Origin of the sequence: Actinophytocola sp. (assembly GCF_035634895.1) — a bacterium.
In the GTDB taxonomy this organism is placed as follows: domain Bacteria; phylum Actinomycetota; class Actinomycetes; order Mycobacteriales; family Pseudonocardiaceae; genus Actinophytocola.
Genome location: NZ_DASQCC010000093.1, coordinates 1 through 18,368, shown reverse-complemented (window position 1 = coordinate 18,368; position 18,368 = coordinate 1). Strand labels below are relative to the sequence as shown.

The following is an 18,368-nucleotide window of genomic DNA, read 5'->3' as shown; positions in this document are numbered from 1 at the left end:
GGATTCGCGGATGACCGGCGCCGATTCACCGGTGATGGCGGACTCGTCGACGCTGGCGATGCCCTCGACCACATCGCCGTCGCCGGGGATGATCTGCCCCGCCTCCACGACGACGACATCGTCCAACTGCAACCCGGTGGCCGGCACGGCGAGTTCCGCGGCGGTGGTCGAGCCCGGCCGCCAGCCGGTGAGCCGGCGGGCCATGGTGTCCTGCTTGGCCCGGCGCAGAGATTCCGCCTGGGCCTTGCCCCGGCCCTCGGCGACCGCCTCGGCCAGGTTCGCGAACAGCACGGTGAACCACAGCCACAGGGCGACACCGATGGTGAACACGCCCGGGTCACCAACGGCGAACACCGTGGTGAGCACCGAACCGACCCAGACCACGAACATGACCGGGTTGCGTAGCTGGGTACGCGGGTCGAGCTTGCGAAGCGCGTCGGGCAGGGAGGTCACCAGTTGCCGCGGGTTGAACACGCCCGCACTGATGCGGCCGGTCCTCTCCGCGTGGCGCTGGCCGGACTCCGGCTGTGTGCGGGGTTTCTCAACGGTTGTCATGCGAGTGCCTCCGCGATGGGGCCGAGCGCGAGCGCCGGGATGAACGTCAGTGCCGCGACCAGCACGACCGTGCCGCCGAGCATGGCCGGGAACAGCGCGCCGGTGGTCGGCAGCGTGCCCGAGGTCTCGGGCACCTTCTTCTGCGCCGCCAACGAGCCCGCGAGTGCGAGCACCGCCAGGATCGGGATCAGCCGGCCGAACAGCATGCACATCGCCAGGCTCGACTGGAACCACGGGCTGGTGACCGTGATGCCGGCGAACGCGCTGCCGTTGTTGTTCGACGCGGACGTGTAGGCGTAGAACACCTCCGACCAGCCGTGGCTGCCGGGGTTCGCCAGGTAGCCGGGGGTGCCGGGCAGCATGATCGCGATGCCCGCGCCGATCAGCACCACGGTCGGCATCGCGAGGATCGCGATCGCCGAGGCGGTCACCTCGCGGCGGCCCAGCTTCTTGCCGAGGTACTCCGGTGTCCGGCCGACCATGAGCCCGGCGAGGAACATCGCGATGATCGCGACCACCAGGATGCTGTACAGGCCGGTGCCGACCCCACCCGGCGACAGCTCGCCGAACAGCATGTTCAGGATCGTTCCTCCGCCGCCGAGGCCGGAGTAGCTGTCGTGCATGGAGTTGACCGCGCCGGTCGAGGTGCCGGTGGTGCTGTCGGCGAACAACGCCGAGCCGGCGACGCCGAAGCGGACCTCCTTGCCCTCCATGCCACCGCCCGCCAGCAACGCGGCCGGGCCGTTCGGGTGCGCCTCGGCCCACCAGATCACGGCGAGCATGGCGCCCCACAGCACGGCCATCACCGACAGGAGCGAGTAACCCTGCTTCTTGTTGCCGACCAGCTGACCGAAGGTCCTGGTGAGACAGACCGGGATCACCAGCAGCAGGAAGATCTCGATGAGGTTGGTCCAGCCGTTCGGGTTCTCGAACGGGTGCGCGGAGTTGGCGTTGAAGATGCCGCCGCCGTTGGTGCCCAGCTCCTTGATCGACTCCTGCGACGCGGCCGGCGCGAGGGCGACCCCGTTGCTCCGACCGTCCACATTGGTCACGTCGAACCCGGACCGCAGGCTCTGCACGACCCCCAGCGCGATCAGGACGATCGCGAAGACGAACGCCAGCGGCAGCAGGATCCGGACCGTGCCTCGGGTGAGGTCGACCCAGAAGTTCCCGAGCCGGTCGGTCCTCGACCGGACGAACCCGCGAACCAGCGCGATCGCGACGGCGAGCCCGACCGCGGCGGACAGGAAGTTCTGCACCGTCAGCCCGAGCATCTGTACCGTGTGGCCCATGACCGCCTCGGGCACGTAGGACTGCCAGTTCGTGTTGGTGACGAAGCTGACCGCTGTGTTGAACGCGACGCCCTGATCGACCGCGCCGCGGCCGAAGTTGAAGGGCAGCAACGGTTGCAGCCGCTGAACGAGGTACAGCAGCACGATCGAGGCGAACGAGAAGCCGAGCACACCGGCGGCGTAGGTCCGCCAGTTCTGCTCCGAGTCCGGGTCCACCCGGACGGCCCGGTAGACCACCCGCTCGATGGCGAGGTGCTTCCCACTGGTGAACACGCGCGCCATGTAGTCACCGAGCGGCTTGTACACGGCGACCAGTGCCACCACGAGAAGTCCGACCTGCAGCAGGCCGGCCACGGTCGCGGACATCAGAACTTCTCCGGCCGGATCAGCGCCACGAACAGGTAACCGATCAGCAGCAGCGCGAGCACGCCACCGATCACGTTGGCCAGCACTCCGGTCCCGCTCACGACCACACCTCGCGACGGTCGTTCAGCGTCCGTTGGTTCGCTCCGCAAGCCCCGTTCACAACCGCTCCAATCCACGCAACGTCAGCGCGAGCAGGAGGAAGCCGGCGATCAGCAGCACGGCGTAGGCCAGATCGGCCATCATGCCCCTTCCGGGCCCGGGACCGCCCCAACGGCGGCCAACCGAACGCGAGCATGCCCGCGTGCGGGGCGCCTTCCCAGGGAGCCTGACGGAACCTTGACACCGGTTGGGGTCATCTTTACGCGTTACTCACGCCGACCGTCGATCCACTGTGGAGCGGTCGCTACCCGACCAGGCCGGCGGCGACCGTGTAGGCGAGCAGGGCGGCGCCGAGCCCGGCGACGACGCTGACGACCACGTTCGTCGCGGCGTAGAAGTACGACCTCCGCTCGGCCAGCCGGAAGGTCTCGTAGCTGAACGTGCTGTAGGTGGTGAGTGCCCCGCAGAACCCGGTGCCCGCGACGGCGAGCACGGGGTCGGACACCGCGGCGCCGGTGAGGGCGCCGAGGACCAGGCAGCCGGCCAGGTTGACGGTGAGTGTGCCCCATGGGAACAGGCTGTCGTGGCGGGACTGGACGAGACGGTCGGTGAGGTACCGCAGCGGCGCGCCGACCGCGGCGCCGAGGAAGACCAGGACGGCGGTCATGTGGTCGCCCGCCCGCGGACGAGGGCCCGGGTGGCGTGGGCACCGGCCGGCGTGGCGAGCAGGGCGGCGACGAGCGTGCCGGCGACGTAGCCGAACGCGAGACCGACAGTCCCGGGGGTCAGCAGGCCCCGGGTCTCGACGGCGTAGGTGGAGAAGGTGGTGAAACCGCCGAGGAACCCGACGCCGAGGAGGGGCCGGACGAGCGGGTGGACGGCCCACACCTCGGTGACCAGGACCATGAGCACGCCGATGAGCAGGCAGCCGGCGACGTTGGTGACGAAGGTGGCCCAGGGGAAGCCGCCGGGACGGGTGGGCCAGAGCTGGGCCAGTCCGTAGCGGGCGAGCGCGCCGAGCCCGCCGCCGAGGGCGATCGCGGCGAGTACCCGGCCGTGGTGCGCGGCCAGCTCGCGACGTTGGACGGGAACCCGGAGATCGATGTCCGGGTCGATGGGTTCCCCGACGTCCACCTGGCTTCTCCTACTCTTCCGGCGGGCACACCAGCCCGGCTCGAGTAGGGACCGTTGGCAACCGTTGCGGTTCTCCGTTCCGGAACGGCGAGCCCCACCGCCGCTGCCACGCACGATACCGACGCCGCCGCGAGCCCGCCCGACCGGTGTGGGCCGGCTCACCACCGGCCCGCCACCTCAGGCGCGCCGGTACTTCTCCCACCAGGTGAAGGCCACGCGGTACTCGGACGGGGTGCTGTCCGCGTTGTGGTTGGCCAGGCCGTTCCTGCCGAAGTAGTAGTCGTGGATCTGGTCGCGACCCTGCCGGGACATGTCCGGGTCGGACACGGCGTTGGCGTGGATGTGGTACGGGAACCCGTCACTGGGGGTGCGCAGCCAGGCCGCGAAGCCGACCGTCCGGAGTGCGCGGACGGTCTGCCAGCGCTGGGTGGTCGACAGGCTGCTGACGCTGATGTCGACCACCCCGCCACCGTCGTGGGTGCCGGCCGAGTCCGGGTTGCTCGAGTTGTACGAGCCCTGCGTCAGCGTGATGCTCCACGACAGCTTCGCGTCCGCCGCGGCCAGCATGTCGGCGGTCCTGGCGTTCACCCGCTCGCCGCCGTACGAGTCCGTGCGGGAGCCGGTCGCCACCGGTCGGGTCACGTCGAAACGCCCGGAACCCAGCTGGGTGAGCGACGTGCGCCCGGGCACGCCGTTCGCGTCGATGCCCGTGTAGCCGAGGCTGCGCTGCCACGCCGCGTACGCGTCGAGGGTCGACGTGCCGTAGTGCCCGTCGGCCAGCGAGGAGCTCAGCAGCCCCTTGGCGACCAGCGCCTGCTCGACGAGCAGCACGTGCGACGCCGCGCCCGGTGTGGTGTCCTCGCCCGCCTTCGGCGGGTCCACCTGGCAGGCCACGAGCACCTGCTCCATGTCCACCGCGGCCAGCGCGCCGGCCGTCGCGCGGGTCAGGGCCGGCGCGGCGAGCGCCGCGCCGGCGGCCACGCCGTAGGACAGCAGCCGGCGCCTCGAGTACTGGGTCATGAGCACGCTCCGTTCGTCAGGGTCGTCGGGCATGCTGGCAACCCCGGCTACAAGACACGTACAAACGGCGCCAGCGAGCGCATGAAGTCGGGCGGCAGCCGGCCCGCGGTCAGTGCGCCGCGGTACCGCCCGCCGAGCACCCGCGCGACCGCGCCGGCCACGATGGGCCCGCTGGCCGCGTAGATGTCCTGGCCCGCCGCGCTCGCCCGGCGCTCCTCACCACCTCGGCGGACCACGACGTCGACGTGGAACGTCTGCGCCGAACGGCCGAGGTCGTCGACCGGAACCGGCGCCGGGGTGGTCGGGTCGGCGAGGTCGGCGAGTGGCTCGTCGTTCATGTGGACGGTGATCCGCCGCGTGCGCAGATGGTGGGCGATGGTCACCTGGTCGGCCGTCGACAGCTCGGTCAGCTTCCGCTCGCCGAACGGGAACTCCCACCGCACCGTGCTCGGCGCCGCGGGCGGGGTGAACTCGCCGTCGGCGTACACCACGTGGCGGCCGGCGTTGCGGGCGATCGTGCGGCGGGTGCCGGCGGTCGGCAGCCAGCTGTCGAGCGCGATCGCGATCGCGACCTCGTCGACCGCCTGCCAGTCGCCGGCGGCCGCGGTCGCCAGCAGGTCGCCGAGTCCGCCGTAGAACGCCATCGACGGCGCCACCACGACGCCGGTCCTTCTCGCGGGTGCGTCGAACCTCGTCAGCAGGTCCATGGTCACCGCCTGCTCCGCGGCGATGTCGAAGTAGTGGACGCCCGCGCGCAGCGCCGCCTCGACGACGGGCAAGGCGGTGTCCGCGAACGGGCCAGCGCAGTTGACCACCGCGGCCACACCGGCGAGCGCGTGGTCCAAAGAGGACGGATCGTCGATCGAGGCATCTTCCCTGCCAACGGGTTTCGGGACGAGACCGAGCGCGTCGAGGTGGGTGCGGACGAACCTGGCCGTGTGCCCGTTGGCGCCGACGACCGCGACAGTGTTGTTCACCGGACCATGGTCAGGTCTCGTCGGCTGCCGGGCCAGTGGCCGATCCGACTACATCCGTACACTTTCGGACATGCGCTCAGTGGTGCTGGCCCTGTACGAGGGCGCCATGCTGTTCGAGGCCGCCACCGCGATCGAGGTGTTCGGCGTGGACCGCGAGCTCGCACGGCCGTGGTACGAGTTCACGGTCTGCGGCCCGCGGGCGGCGTGGCTGGGCGAGCTGGCCCACGTCAGCACGTCCGCGGGCTACGGGCCCATCCGCGACGCGCACACCGTCATCGTCCCGTCGTGCCATGACGTCGACGCCGAGCCGCCGGCCGCGGTCGTGGCCGCGCTACGCGCCGCGCACGCCCGCGGCGCGCGAATCATGTCGCTGTGCACCGGGGCGTTCGTGCTGGCCGCCGCCGGACTCCTCGACGGCAGGCGGGCGACGACCCACTGGGCACACGCGGAGCAGCTCGCCGGCCGGTACCCGCGGGTCGAGGTCGACGCGACCGTGCTGTACGTCGACGAGGAGCCGATCCTGACGTCGGCGGGGAAGGCCGCGTGCATGGACCTGTGCCTGCACGTGGTCCGCACCGACCACGGCGCGGCGGTCGCCAACGCCCTGGCGCGGACGCTGGTGGTGCCACCGCACCGGTCGGGTGGGCAGGCGCAGTTCATCACCGCGCCGTCGCCGGTGGCCGGCAACCCGCTGGAAACCGTGATGCGGTGGGCGATCGAGCACCTGGACAGGCCGCTGACCGTGCGGGAGCTGGCGGCGCGGGCGAGCATGAGCACCCGCAACCTGGCGAGGCACTTCGTGGCGACCACCGGCACGACACCGTTGCGGTGGCTGCACAACCAGCGGCTCGCGCTGGCGCAGGAACTGCTGGAGACGACCGACGCCGGCATCGACCAGATCGCCGAGCGGACCGGCATGGGCACCGCGGCCACGCTGCGCCGGCACTTCAACCGTGTCGTCGGCGTGGCGCCGGACCACTACCGCCGAACGTTCCGCACGCGATGACGTCAGGCGGAGGTCTCGCCGCCGGTCTCGCGGGCCTTGCGGCGCTGTTCCTCGGCGCGCTCGCGGCAGCGGCGCAGGAACTCCGCATCGGCGTCGGAGTCGGTCGCGGCGAAGCGGCCGGGGCGGTCGTACTCCGGGTAGGCCGGCATGTCGCGCTCGTGGGCACCGGGCCGTCGGGCGACGGCCCCGATCGGCCGGCCCGCGACCAGCCACACGATCGAGCCGACCAGCGGGAAGAACAGCACGATCAGCAGCCAGCCCATCCTGGGCAGGTTCCTGGTGTCCCCGTCGCCGGTCGTGATGACGTCGATCAGGCAGAACAGCCACAGGCCCAACGTGAACAGGCCGAACAGGCCCCCGAAGTAGAACATCGCTCAACCCCCAAAGTCGTGGGCCGCAGACTAGCGGACCCCCACACCTCGGAGATCGGGCAGCTCAGTTCTCGACGATGATCGTGCCGCCGGTCGCCACCGACTCGGACGCACCGGCGCTCGACACGGCGACCACCGCCACACCCAGCAGAACCGCCGCCACCGCGGCCAGAAGACGAAGCCTCATGGCACCTCCTTCCACCGGCCCACACTAGTGTCCCGCGCCGGGAATGCGGTGATTAAGTCGGTGGATCCAGGTTTCTGCTGGCAAGACGCCGGTTCGCCCTCGTACTGGGTCGTACTTGGGCGAACCGGCAACGCCGCCAGCAGGAAGCTGGGCCGCCGAATTAGTTGCCTGATCTCCGGCGCGGGACACTAGATGAGCAGCGCGATCGGAGCGTCGCCGCAGCGGCGTAACGTCGTGCCGCCTTGTAGCGGAGTCTGCGTCATCCACCAGGCCGGCACGTCCACCGCACGCACGAGCGACCCCGTCGGCTGCCGGATGCTGTTCGACACGATCACCCGGCCCTGGGCGTTGACCAGCGCCGCACGCCCGCCCAGCGGTCGCAGCTTCGGCCGCAACGCACGTTCCACCGACCGCACGTACACGTCCGCGCCCACCACCCCCGCGAACGAGCCGAACCGCCGCACGGGGATCGTGAACGTCAGCGTGTACTCGTCGGTGCACAGGTAGTCCACGTACGGCCCGGTGACGTGTCGCCGGCCCGTGTCGCGCGGCACCGTGAACCAGGACTGCCTTGTGTAGTCGAGGAAATCCGCGCTCGCCGGGTCCAGGCTGATGAACAGCCGGCGCGGCGCCGCCCCCTGGTTCGCCGTCCACCACTCGAAGCCGAGCAGTTGGTCGGACAGCGTGTGCGGCGCGCAGATGTACCCGGCGCCGACCACCAACCCACCCAGCGCGCCCACCGCGAACGGCCGCAACCTGTTCAGGTCGCCTGCGGGCACCGCCGGGCGGTCGACCAGCGACTCGGCGGCGACCAGCACCGGCTTCAGCCGGTCGAACACGCCTTCCACCAACGCGGACACCTGCTCGACGACCTCGTCACCATCCATCGCGCTCACCTCGATGCCACGGCTCAGTGGGCCACGAGGTCCAAATGTAGTTCCGCCAAGCGGTCTACCGCATCAAACACGTGTTCCTCGGTCAGCCGCCGCGCCTCGCCGCCACCGCCGGACGCGATCGCGGCGGCGATCTCCCGGTGCTCGCCGTACGCGCTCCTGTGCGGCGGCAACCACAGCAGGCCCTGCAGCCGCATCTCCTCCTGTGTCAGCCGCGGCGACTGGGCGGCCGCGGCGACCTCGAGGTGGAACTGCCGTTCCGCGCGTGCCACCTCGACCCCGGTCGCCGCCCGCATGTCCGAGGTGGCCAGCGCCAGGCGTTCGATGTCCTCCGCCGAGCTGCGTTCGGCAGCCAGCCGGGCAGCCGCGCCGGCGACCGCCGCGTAGTGGTCGCCGAGGTCACGCAGCTCACTCAGCGACATCCCACGCAGGGTCTCCTGCCAGGTGTGTGCCGACGGGCCGGCAGGTGCCTTCACGAAGCTGCCGCCACCGCGCCCGCGCCGGGTCTCGACCAACCCCCGCTGCCGCAGCCCCACCAGCGCCTCCCGCACGGTCACCGTGGAGACGCCGAAGCGCGCGGCCAGCTCCGCCTCGCTCGGCAGGCGCTCGGTGTCGGCCAGCAGCCCGATCGTGATCGCGTCCACCAGCCGTGCGGTCACCGCCTCCACCCGCCCCAACTGGCCCAGCGGCGCGAACATCGCGGACCGCGCGCCGTGCGACATCCCGTTGCGCATCACGGGCCAATCCTGCCCGAACCTCTTGCCACATGACATATGGACTCATATGTTTTCAGTCATCGGGAGGGGTGCCCATGACTCCAGCCGTCGCCCTCCGGGGCCTGCGTAAGGACTTCGGCGCCGTCACCGCCGTCGGCGGCGTCGATCTGGACGTGCCGCCCGGCGAGTTCTTCACCATGCTCGGGCCCTCCGGCTCGGGAAAGACCACCGTGCTGCGGCTCATCGCCGGGTTCGAGCGGCCAACCGGCGGCACGATCGCACTCGACGGCCGCGACGTCGGCCAGCTGCCGCCGTTCGACCGGGACGTGAACACGGTCTTCCAGGACTACGCGCTGTTCCCGCACATGTCCGTGCGGGAGAACGTCGAGTACGGACTGCGGGTCAAGCGCGTGCCGCGGGCGGAGCGCCGGGCGCGGGCGGCCGAGGCACTGTCCACGGTGCGCCTCGACGGGTTCGGCGAGCGCGGCCCTGCGCAGCTCTCCGGCGGGCAGCGGCAGCGGGTGGCACTCGCCCGCGCGCTCGTCAACCGGCCCAAGGTGCTGCTGCTCGACGAGCCGCTCGGCGCCCTGGACCTCAAGCTGCGCCAGGCGATGCAGACCGAGCTGAAGCAGATCCAGCGGGATGCCGGCTGCACGTTCCTGTTCGTCACCCACGACCAGGACGAGGCGCTGACGATGAGCGACCGGATCGCGGTGTTCAACGAGGGCCGCATCGAGCAGGTCGGCACGCCGGCACAGGTGTACGAACAGCCGGCGACGGTGTTCGTGGCCGGGTTCGTGGGCACCTCCAACCTGCTGAGCGGGCGCGGCGCGGAGACCGTGCTGGGCAAGGACGGCACGTACAGCATCCGGCCGGAGAAGATCCGTATCGACGGCGACCTCTCGCGTGCCGCGCCGCCCGGCGAGGTCGCCGCGACCGGCACCGTCACCGCGGCGGTGTACGCGGGCGCGACCGTGCGCTACGAGGTCACGCTCGACGCCGGCGGCCAGCTTTCCGTGGTGCGGCAGAACAGCGAGCCCGTCGATTTCCCGGACGGGCGGGTACGCCTGACGTGGCGGCGGGTGCACAACTTCCGGGTACCGGAGAAGGGACAGCCATGAGCCGAGCCTGCGGAGCGAATCGTCGACTCGGGAAGCGCGTGCTGGCGTTGCTCGGCGCGAGCCTCCTGATCGCCGCCTGTGGCACCGAAAGCGGTGGCGGTGCCACACAGGGCGGGTTCACGCCACCGGACCTGCCGGCACTGCGGAAGCTCGGCACGCCGGAAGGCTCGCTGAACGTGCTGGCGTGGCCGGGTTACGCCGAGAACGGCTCGACCGACCCGAGCGTCGACTGGGTGACGCCGTTCGAGAAGGACACCGGCTGCAAGGTCAACGTCAGGACGTTCGGCACGTCCGACGAGTCGGTGACGCTGATGAAGACCGGCGACTACGACGTGGTGTCGGCGTCCGGCGACGCGTCGCTGCGGCTCGTGGCGGCCGGCGACGTCGAGCCGGTGAACACCAGGCTGGTGCCGAACTACGCCGACGTCTTCGACTTCCTCAAGGACAAGCCGTGGAACAGCGTCGGCGGCAAGGAGTACGGGATCCCGCACGGCTGGGGCGCGAACGTCCTGTCCTACCGGTCCGACCTGGTGAAGCCCGCGCCGACGTCCTGGTCCGCGGTGTTCGAGCCGAAGAGTCCCTACCAGGGCAGGATCACCGCGTACGACTCGCCGATCTACATCGCCGACGGCGCGCTGTACCTGATGAGGCACCAGCCCGACCTCGGCATCAAGAACCCGTACGCCCTGGACGACAAGCAGTTCCAGGCCGCGGTCGACCTGCTCGAACAGCAGCGCGGCATGGTGAGCGAGTACTGGTCGGACTACCTCAAGGAAAGCCAGGCACTGAAGAACGGCGACGCGGTCGTCGGCACGGCGTGGCAGGTCACGGTGAACATCACGAGGTCGGAGGGCTCGCCGGTGGAGTCGGTGCTGCCGTCCGAAGGCGCGACCGGCTGGTCGGACACCTGGATGGTGGCCACGAAGTCCACACACAAGACGTGCGCGTACAAGTGGCTGGACTACATCGTCAGCCCGCGGGCGAACGCGGCGGTGGCGGAGTACTTCGGCGAGTCGCCGGCCAACCGCAAGGCCTGTGACCTGACGGCCGACAGGTCGCACTGCGACACCTACCACGCGGGCGACGCCGGCTACGCGGCACGGATCTGGTACTGGACCACGCCGATCGCGCAGTGCCTGGACGGCCGGACGAACGTGCGCTGCAAGGACTACGGCGAGTGGACACGTGCCTGGACGGAGATCAAGGGCTGATGCGGCGGGCCGTCTCGGCGTTCCTCGACCGGAAGCCGTGGCTGCGACTGGCGATCCTGCTTTCCGCGCCGATGGCCTGGCTCGGGCTGGCCTACCTCGGCGCGCTGGCGGCGTTGTTCGTCACGGCGTTCTGGCACGCGGACCCGTTCACCGGCAAGGTGATCGCCGACTGGTCGCTGGACAACTTCGAGACCCTGGTGACCGAATCGGTCTACCGGACGATCACACTGCGGACGCTGGGCATCGCGCTCGCGGTGACCGTGCTCGACGTGCTGATCGCGTTCCCGATGGCGTTCTACATGGCCAAGTTCGCGTCCCGGCGGGCGCGGCGGCTGCTGGTGATCGCGGTGCTCACGCCACTGTGGGCGAGCTACCTGGTGAAGGCCTACGCGTGGCGGACCATGCTGTCCGGCAACGGGATCCTGCACTGGCTGCTCACCCCGTTCGGGCTGGACACGCCGGGCTACGGGTTGGCGGCGACCGTGATCACGCTGTCGTACCTGTGGTTGCCGTACATGATCCTGCCGCTCTACGCGGGGTTGGAGCGGCTGCCGGACTCGCTGGTGGACGCCTCGGGTGACCTGGGCGCGCGGCCGGCCAGGACGTTCTGGTCGGTGGTGGTGCCGCTGACGTTCCCGGCGATCGTGGCGGGGTCGATCTTCACGTTCTCGCTGTCGCTGGGCGACTACCTCACGGTCCGCATCGTGGGCGGCGCTTCGCAGATGCTGGGAAACGTCGTCTACGACAACGTGGGGGCGGCGAACGACCTGCCGTTCGCGGCGACGGTCGCGACGGTGCCGGTGCTGATCATGCTGGGGTACCTGGCCGCGGTCCGCCGCACGGGCGCGTTGGAGAACCTGTGAGACCTTCCCGTACGACGAGGTACCTGCTGCTGGCCGCGCTGGTGCTCGGGCTGGTGGTGATCTACTTCCCGCTGCTGCTGGTGCTGCTCAACTCGTTCAACGCGGACACCACCTTCGGGTGGCCGCCGTCGGCGCTGACGTTCGAGTGGTGGACGCGGGTCGCGTCGAACGTGGGCGCGGTCGCGGCACTGCGGACGAGCGTGGTCGCTGGCCTGGCGGCGACGGCGATCGCGTTGGTGCTGGGCACGATGGCGGCGTTCGCGTTGCAGCGGTACCGGTTCTACGGCCGGGACACGCTGTCGTTGCTGATCATCCTGCCGATCGCGCTGCCCGGGATCGTGACCGGGATCGCGCTGAACAACGCGTTCCGCACGATCCTGGGCGTGGACCTCGGGTTGTTCACGGCGATCACGGCGCATGCGACGTTCTGCATCGTGGTGGTGTTCAACAACGTGATCGCGCGACTGCGGCGGCTGGGCGGAAACCTGCGGGAGGCGTCGATGGACCTGGGCGCGGACGGGTTCACGACGTTCCGGCTGGTGACGTTCCCGATGCTGCGGTCGGCCCTGCTGGCCGGCGGGCTGCTGGCGTTCGCGCTGTCGTTCGACGAGATCATCGTGACGACGTTCACGCTGGGCGCGGGGTTGGAGACACTGCCGATCTGGATCCTGAACAACCTGTTCCGCCCGAACCAGACCCCGGTGGTGAACGTGGTGGCGGCGATCCTGGTGCTCGCCTCGACGATCCCGGTCTACCTGGCCCAGCGCCTGTCCGGCGACACCACGAGCGGCGGCCGCCTGTGACCGGCGGGCACCGGCTCGCCACGCGTCCGGTCAGACGATGTGTGTCTCCGGGCGGCCGCCCGTCGCGAAGCGCGCCACGCTCAGTGGGCCGACGTCGACGAACGGGTCGCGGCCCAGGTACAGGTCCCTGACCACCTCGCCGACGGCGGGCGCCTGCAGGAACCCGTGCCCCGAGAAGCCCGTGGCGTAGAAGAAGTTCTCCTCCGCCCGGCCGATGATCGCGTTGTGGTCCGGTGTCACCTCGTACAACCCGGCCCAGCCGGGCACCAGCCCGACGTCCAGCAGCCGCGGCGCCCGTGCACCCACCGCCGTGCTCAGTCTGGGCAGCCACTCGTCGGCGTAGTCCAGATGGAAACCCGGCTCCTGCAACGGATCCGACATGCCCAGCAGCAGTCCCCGGCCCTCCCGGTGAAAGTAGAACGAGGTCGCGAAGTCGATCGTGAACGGCACCACCGCGGGCAACGACGGCACCGGCTCGGTGAACATCACCTGGCGGCGCATCGGTGTGACCGGCAGCCACACCCCCGCCATCTCCCCCACGGCCGCCGACCACGCGCCCGCCGCGCACACCACGGCGTCCGCGGGGATCGCACCCTCGGCGGTCACCACCGCCGTGACACGATCGCCACGCGTCTCGATGCCTACCACCTCAACGGAAGTGCGCAGCGTCGCGCCATGCCGCCGCGCCCCGCTCGCGTACCCCAGCACCACCGACTCCGGCGTGCAGTGCCCGTCATCCGGTGAGTACGCCGCCGCCAGCAACCCGTCCGTCTCGATCAGCGGCGAGAGCCGCCGCGCCTCCGCCACCCCGATCATCCTGCTCGTGACGCCCAGTTCGTTCTGCAGCGCGACATCCCGCTCGAACGCCGCCACATCGTCCGGAGTGGACAGCAGGAACAGGTAGCCCACCTGGTGCAGGTCGATCTCCTGCCCCGGCCGCTCACCGAACCTGGTGAACACCGCCAGGCTCCTCGCACCCAACGCGATGTTCAGCTCGTCGGAGAACTGCGCACGCACCCCACCGGCCGCCCGGCACGTCGAGCCGGAACCCAGTTCGTTCCGTTCCAGCAGCAGCACGTCGGGAACACCCGCCTCGGCGAGGTGAAACGCGACGCTGACGCCGATCACCCCGCCGCCGATGATCACGACGCTCATGTGACGTCCTGGTCCACGTGTCCGGCCTCCCGGGCAGCGTGGAGTTCGCGAACCCACCGGAGGTCATGCCCCGCCAGGGAGTCGCGGTGCGTCGCCACCTTCCCGGTCACCAGCGTCACCGGGGCACGCGCACGCGACGGCGCGGGCCGCCGCGGCCGAACGGTCACGCGCGTTCGGCCCGCAGGTGCCACATGCGGCCGAGGACGCGCCCCTGCTCGTCGGTGCGGACGGCGTCCGGGTCGATCGTGAAACCCATCCGTGCCCCGCCGGACCTGACCAAGGCTTCGGCCGTCATCGAGATCGTGTAGTCGACGGCCTCGATGTCATGGATCCGCCAGTGCGCGGCCAGGTGGGTGCGCAGGTCGTCCTGGCTCACGCTCATCGGCATGCCGAGCCCGTCGTCGCCGTCGGCGAAGCACAGCACGTGCAGCCGCGCGCCGGGGCGGGTGACCCGGTGCAGGGCGGCCGCGTACCGCGTGCGCTGCTCGTCGGTGAGGCAGTGGTAAAGGGCGCTGTCCAGCACGGTGTCGAACCGCGGCTCGACGCCCTCGAACGTGGTGACGTCGGCCCACAGGAACTCGACGTCGACGCCGTGCGTCGCGGCCCGGTCGCGTGCCTTCGCGAGTGCCGCGTCGGCGCCGTCCACGCCGGTGACCTGGAAACCCCGCTCCGCGAGGAAGATCGCGTTGTTGCCGAGCCCGCACCCGGCGTCGAGCACCGCGCCGTGGAACTCCCCGGCGTCGGCGAGGCGCACCACCGCCGGCTGTGGCGCCCCGATGTCCCACGGCACGACGTCGAAGGACACCTCGGAGCCCGGGACCATCTCGCGGCCCGAGTACACGTCCTCGAAGTTCACCTGGTCGAGCGGAAAGCCTGTCATCACTACCCCCGAACCGGTCAAATCAACACCCGATGAATACCGTCCACCCTTCCCCGAAACGGTGACGATGTCAACACGTTGCGCGACCGCTCACCACCGGCCCCGGCGCGCCAGTCACTGGCGCGAGTCCCGGCGCAGCGGATGGGCGGCCGGGATCTCCACCACGACGATCCGGAGGCCGTCCGGGTCCTCGAGCCACATCTCCAGGAGGCCCCACGGTTCCTCCTTCGGCTCGCGGGTGATCGGGACGCCGCGTTCGGCCAGCGCGCCGGCCGTGGCCGCCAGGTCGCGAACCTGTAGCCACAGCACCGTGTCCGGGCTGGGCCCCGTCTCGCCGCGGCCGGACAGCTCCAGGAAACCGTTGCCCAGGAAGAAGACCGTGCCACCGGGGAACTCGCGATAGACCGCCAGCCCCAGCTTGTCGCGGTAGAAGGCCAGGGACGTGTCCGGGTCGCGCGGGCGAAGCAGTAGACGGCTACCGAGGAACTCCACGTGACCAAGGATCCACCATGCGATCGCGTTCCGCCGCGATCAGTCGTGTTCCGGCATGTCGGCGACCTGGTGGTGGGCGGCCCCCAGCGCCTCGGCGAGCATGCGGCGCACGTGCCCCCCGCGGGCCCGGTAGACGGCGCGCCGGCCCTCACGGTGGGTGCTGACGAGACCGGCCAGGCGCAGTTTGGCCAGGTGCTGGGATACCGCGGGCCGCGCGATGCCGACGGCCGCGGCCAGGGTGGTGACGTCGTACTCGCCGCCGGAGAGCAGCCACATCATCCGCAGGCGCGTGGGATCGGCGAGCATGCGGAACGACTCCACGGCCACCTCGACCTGCTCGCCCAGTGGCAGCTCCCGCCAGTACGGGGCGTCGGGTCCGGCGTCACCTGCATGCATGAGCGCATCCTGCCACTGCGAGTGCCCTGCGAGCGCCCTGCCAGTGCCGTTGCCAGCGCCTGGCAGTTGCACCGTTGTCGCGTGCATACATGAGCACATATCATCGTCGCGACACGGGAGGTGTGGTCGATGGTTGAGCACGGGCACGGGCATGGGCATGGGCATGGCCACCAGGCGACGGGATGGGCGCGGGCCTGGGCCGGCGTCAGGCACGCGGTGACCCCGCACAGCCACGACGCCGCCGGCATGACCGACAGCGCGCTCGAGGCCAGCAGACGCGGCATGCGGGCCCTGTGGATCTCCTTCGGCGCGTTGCTGGTGACCGCCGTCGCGCAGGCGGCGCTCGTCGCGGTCACCGGCTCGGTCGCCCTGCTCGGCGACACCCTGCACAACTTCGCCGACGCGCTCACCGCCGTCCCGCTCGGCATCGCGTTCCTGCTCGGCCGGCGCGCCGCGACCCGCCGGTTCACCTACGGACTCGGCCGCGCCGAGGACCTCGCCGGGCTGGTCATCGTCCTGGTCATCACGTCGTCCGCGGCACTCGCGGCGTGGCAGGCGGTCGACCGGCTCGTCCACCCGCGCGACATGACACACGTCGGCTGGGTCGCCGCGGCCGGTGTCATCGGTTTCGCCGGCAACGAGCTGGTCGCCCGGTACCGGATCACGACCGGCCGGCGGATCGGCTCCGCCGCACTGGTCGCCGACGGCCTGCACGCCCGCACCGACGGGTTCACCAGCCTCGCCGTGCTCGTCGCCGCCGGCGGCGCGGCGCTGGACTGGCAGTGGGTCGATCCCGTCGTCGGCCTGGCGATCTCGATCGCGATCATGACCGTGCTGTGGGGCGCCGCCCGGGAGGTCTTCGGCCGCGTGCTCGACGCCGTCGACCCGGAGCTCACCCTCCAGGCCGAGCGGCTGGTGCGCGAGACCACCGGCGTGCGCGGCGTCGGCTGGGTCCGGCTGCGCTGGCACGGCCACGCCCTCGCCGCCGAGGTGGACGTCGAGGTGGACCCCGACCTGACCGTCTCCGACGCCCACGTCATCGCTCACGATGTCGAGCACCGGCTCATCCACGGGCTGCCCCGGCTGGAACGTGCGACCGTCCACACGCACCCGTCCGGCGACCGGGGCGCCGAGCAGCACGAACTCCTCGCCCACCACCGGAACCAGTAGTGTTCTGTCGGCAACGAATGCTGGCAGGGTCGAGGAATCAGGCCACGATCTCCATCTGGCCCATCATGCCGAGCGCGGAGTGGTCCAGGTAGTGGCAGTGGTAGACGTACTTCCCAAGATGGTCGGTGAAGGTGACCTGCACGCGGACGGTCTCCCCTGGCGCGACGAAGATCGTGTCCTTGCGGCCGGCGTCGTCGGGGTTGGGCGGGGCGCCGTTGCGGTCCAGCACCCGGAACTGCTCCAGATGCAGGTGGAACGTGTGCGGCAGGCCCAACATGGTGTCGTCGTTGCGGATTCGCCAGATCTCCGTCGTGCCGCGCCTGATCTGGAAGTCCACCCGGTTCGGGTCGTAGGCCCGGCCGTTGACGACGCCGACCGGGGCGGTCGGGTTCGACAGGTCGAACTTCATCGCCACGTCCCGCTCCACGGTGGCCGGCGGCAGCGCGGGCAGTGGCCGCAGCTGGGCGGGCACCCGGCTGCGGTCGGCCGCGTGCCGCGTCACGTCGAAGCGGAGCACCGGGCCGCTCACGTCGTACAGCACCAGCTGGGCGCCGATCGGCTGGTTCGCGAAGTCGATCACCACGTCGGTGCGCTCCGCGGAACCCAGCACGATCTCCGAGCGCCGCACGGGAGCCGGCAGCAGCCCGCCGTCGGAGGCGATCTGGGTCAGCTCGGCGCCCCCGAGCGTGAGGCGGAAGGTCCGTTCGAGCGCGCCGTTGAGGAACCGGAACCGGTACTTCCGCGCGGCCACCGGAAAGTGCGGGGTGACGACACCGTTGGCCAGGATGGTGGTGCGACCCGTCGGCACGGGCGCGTAGACGAGGCCGCCGTTCGCGTCGAGCTGGCAGTCCCGGAGCATGACCGGGACGTCGTACTCCCCCGTCGGCAGACCGAGGCCGCGCTCCGCGTCGTCCTCGACTATGTAGAAGCCGTGCAGTCCGAAGTAGACGTTCTCGGCCTCCAGATGGTGGGCGTGGTCGTGGTACCAGAGCGTCGCGCCCTGCTGGCGGTTCGGGTAGTCGTACGCGCGGCTGGCCCCCGGCTCGATGACGTCGGTCGGGTAGCCGTCACTGCGCTGCGGGTTGTGCCCGCCGTGTACGTGCACGTTGGCCGCCACGTCGAGCTTGTTGCTGAAGGTGACCCGCGCCGGGCGGCCCGTCCGCACGCGGATGGTCGGGCCGACGAACTGGCCGCCGAAGGTGCGTACCCGCGTGGGCGCCCCGGGCACGAACTCGACGTCGGCCGGTTGGATAGGGATCTGGAAGACGTCGGCGCCCGACCGCGTCCGACTCGGGACCGCCTCACGCGGCACCGGCATGCGCCGGCTGAACGGGGTGCTCGACGGGACGGACCGCGTCTCGGCCACCGGCGTGTAGCCGTGCCCACTGTGGGCGGTGGGGCCGGTGGCCGCCGCGGGGTTGTGTGCCGTGGAGAGCAGCACCGCTCCGCCGACAGCGCTTCCCGCGGTGATCCCGCCCAGCTTGAGTAATCGTCTCCGGTCCAACATGGCCCCTCCTGGCTCCGCAACCGACCCGGCGATCTCGGTTCTACGGGGCCACGGCGGAGTCGTGCTGGTGTTCTGACGGAACGCCGGAGTCCGGGTTGGACAAGGGTTGGGACCGGCCGGCTCGGGTTGCGCTCGGGTCGAGACCGGCCAGCCC

General features: G+C 70.9%; 21 protein-coding genes and 1 pseudogene. 6 read left to right on the top strand and 16 right to left on the bottom strand.

Annotated elements, in window-relative coordinates:
• From VET29_RS12805 to VET29_RS12775, 7 genes and pseudogenes are all read right to left on the bottom strand, one after another.
• Window positions 1–555, bottom strand: a pseudogene (locus VET29_RS12805) (potassium-transporting ATPase subunit B); the annotation flags it as partial.
• The gene (gene kdpA, locus VET29_RS12800) at window positions 552–2,213 is read right to left on the bottom strand and encodes a potassium-transporting ATPase subunit KdpA (RefSeq protein ID WP_324919492.1); all 1,662 of its coding nucleotides are present in this window, start codon (window positions 2,211–2,213) and stop codon (window positions 552–554) included. The pseudogene VET29_RS12805 and the gene kdpA, both read right to left, overlap by 4 nt.
• Entirely contained in the window at window positions 2,213–2,314 is a 102-nt protein-coding gene (kdpF, locus tag VET29_RS12795) for a K(+)-transporting ATPase subunit F (RefSeq protein WP_324919490.1), read from the bottom strand. The genes kdpA and kdpF overlap by 1 nt, the downstream gene beginning before the upstream one ends.
• Window positions 2,315–2,616: 302 nt before the next feature.
• Entirely contained in the window at window positions 2,617–2,979 is a 363-nt protein-coding gene (gene crcB, locus VET29_RS12790; RefSeq protein WP_324919488.1) for a fluoride efflux transporter CrcB, read from the bottom strand.
• Window positions 2,976–3,446, bottom strand: coding sequence for a fluoride efflux transporter CrcB (gene crcB, locus VET29_RS12785; protein WP_324919487.1), 471 nt, complete (start codon window positions 3,444–3,446; stop codon window positions 2,976–2,978). Before crcB (VET29_RS12785) ends, crcB (VET29_RS12790) begins: the two co-directional genes overlap by 4 nt.
• 177 nt (window positions 3,447–3,623) lie before the next feature.
• The gene (locus VET29_RS12780; RefSeq protein WP_324919485.1) at window positions 3,624–4,499 is read right to left on the bottom strand and encodes a peptidoglycan-binding protein; all 876 of its coding nucleotides are present in this window, start codon (window positions 4,497–4,499) and stop codon (window positions 3,624–3,626) included.
• Window positions 4,500–4,513: 14 nt separating this feature from the next.
• Window positions 4,514–5,443, bottom strand: coding sequence for a saccharopine dehydrogenase NADP-binding domain-containing protein (locus tag VET29_RS12775; protein WP_324919483.1), 930 nt, complete (start codon window positions 5,441–5,443; stop codon window positions 4,514–4,516).
• 70 nt (window positions 5,444–5,513) lie between these two features.
• On the opposite strand from VET29_RS12775, the gene VET29_RS12770 reads away from it, so the two are divergent.
• Entirely contained in the window at window positions 5,514–6,449 is a 936-nt protein-coding gene (locus VET29_RS12770) for a helix-turn-helix domain-containing protein (protein WP_324919481.1), read from the top strand.
• 2 nt (window positions 6,450–6,451) lie between these two features.
• Here VET29_RS12770 and VET29_RS12765 read toward each other — a convergent pair whose 3' ends face one another.
• The 4 genes from VET29_RS12765 to VET29_RS12750 form a co-directional block, all read right to left on the bottom strand.
• Entirely contained in the window at window positions 6,452–6,820 is a 369-nt protein-coding gene (locus VET29_RS12765) for a PLD nuclease N-terminal domain-containing protein (RefSeq protein WP_324919479.1), read from the bottom strand.
• Window positions 6,821–6,884: 64 nt separating this feature from the next.
• A complete protein-coding gene (locus VET29_RS12760; RefSeq protein ID WP_324919477.1) occupies window positions 6,885–7,007 on the bottom strand; it encodes a hypothetical protein in 123 nt (40 codons plus the stop codon).
• Window positions 7,008–7,195: 188 nt separating this feature from the next.
• Window positions 7,196–7,894 (bottom strand): cache domain-containing protein, encoded by a 699-nt coding sequence (locus tag VET29_RS12755; RefSeq protein ID WP_324919475.1) that lies wholly within the window; start codon window positions 7,892–7,894, stop codon window positions 7,196–7,198.
• 23 nt (window positions 7,895–7,917) lie between these two features.
• Complete coding sequence (locus tag VET29_RS12750; protein ID WP_324919495.1) at window positions 7,918–8,634, bottom strand: FadR/GntR family transcriptional regulator; 717 nt, start codon at window positions 8,632–8,634, stop codon at window positions 7,918–7,920.
• Between the two features lie 77 nt (window positions 8,635–8,711).
• Between VET29_RS12750 and VET29_RS12745 the strand changes: the two genes are divergently transcribed.
• From VET29_RS12745 to VET29_RS12730, 4 genes are read left to right on the top strand one after another with little or no spacing between them, the layout of a single operon-like run.
• Window positions 8,712–9,737, top strand: a complete 1,026-nt coding sequence (locus tag VET29_RS12745; protein WP_324919474.1) for an ABC transporter ATP-binding protein — start codon at window positions 8,712–8,714, stop codon at window positions 9,735–9,737.
• Entirely contained in the window at window positions 9,734–10,948 is a 1,215-nt protein-coding gene (locus tag VET29_RS12740) for an ABC transporter substrate-binding protein (protein ID WP_324919471.1), read from the top strand. The genes VET29_RS12745 and VET29_RS12740 overlap by 4 nt, the downstream gene beginning before the upstream one ends.
• Complete coding sequence (locus tag VET29_RS12735; RefSeq protein ID WP_324919469.1) at window positions 10,948–11,811, top strand: ABC transporter permease; 864 nt, start codon at window positions 10,948–10,950, stop codon at window positions 11,809–11,811. The genes VET29_RS12740 and VET29_RS12735 overlap by 1 nt, the downstream gene beginning before the upstream one ends.
• The gene (locus VET29_RS12730) at window positions 11,808–12,614 is read left to right on the top strand and encodes an ABC transporter permease (protein ID WP_324919467.1); all 807 of its coding nucleotides are present in this window, start codon (window positions 11,808–11,810) and stop codon (window positions 12,612–12,614) included. The genes VET29_RS12735 and VET29_RS12730 overlap by 4 nt, the downstream gene beginning before the upstream one ends.
• A gap of 30 nt (window positions 12,615–12,644) precedes the next feature.
• Here VET29_RS12730 and VET29_RS12725 read toward each other — a convergent pair whose 3' ends face one another.
• The 4 genes from VET29_RS12725 to VET29_RS12710 form a co-directional block, all read right to left on the bottom strand.
• On the bottom strand, window positions 12,645–13,769 hold the full coding sequence (locus tag VET29_RS12725) for an FAD-binding oxidoreductase (protein WP_324919465.1): 1,125 nt from the start codon (window positions 13,767–13,769) through the stop codon (window positions 12,645–12,647).
• 163 nt (window positions 13,770–13,932) lie between these two features.
• Complete coding sequence (locus tag VET29_RS12720; RefSeq protein WP_324919463.1) at window positions 13,933–14,649, bottom strand: class I SAM-dependent methyltransferase; 717 nt, start codon at window positions 14,647–14,649, stop codon at window positions 13,933–13,935.
• 114 nt (window positions 14,650–14,763) lie between these two features.
• Window positions 14,764–15,141, bottom strand: coding sequence for a VOC family protein (locus VET29_RS12715; RefSeq protein ID WP_324919461.1), 378 nt, complete (start codon window positions 15,139–15,141; stop codon window positions 14,764–14,766).
• Between the two features lie 39 nt (window positions 15,142–15,180).
• The gene (locus VET29_RS12710; RefSeq protein ID WP_324919459.1) at window positions 15,181–15,537 is read right to left on the bottom strand and encodes a metalloregulator ArsR/SmtB family transcription factor; all 357 of its coding nucleotides are present in this window, start codon (window positions 15,535–15,537) and stop codon (window positions 15,181–15,183) included.
• Between the two features lie 129 nt (window positions 15,538–15,666).
• On the opposite strand from VET29_RS12710, the gene VET29_RS12705 reads away from it, so the two are divergent.
• Window positions 15,667–16,707, top strand: coding sequence for a cation diffusion facilitator family transporter (locus VET29_RS12705; protein WP_324919457.1), 1,041 nt, complete (start codon window positions 15,667–15,669; stop codon window positions 16,705–16,707).
• Window positions 16,708–16,744: 37 nt separating this feature from the next.
• Here VET29_RS12705 and VET29_RS12700 read toward each other — a convergent pair whose 3' ends face one another.
• Complete coding sequence (locus VET29_RS12700) at window positions 16,745–18,214, bottom strand: multicopper oxidase family protein (RefSeq protein ID WP_324919455.1); 1,470 nt, start codon at window positions 18,212–18,214, stop codon at window positions 16,745–16,747.
• Window positions 18,215–18,368 lie beyond the last annotated feature (154 nt).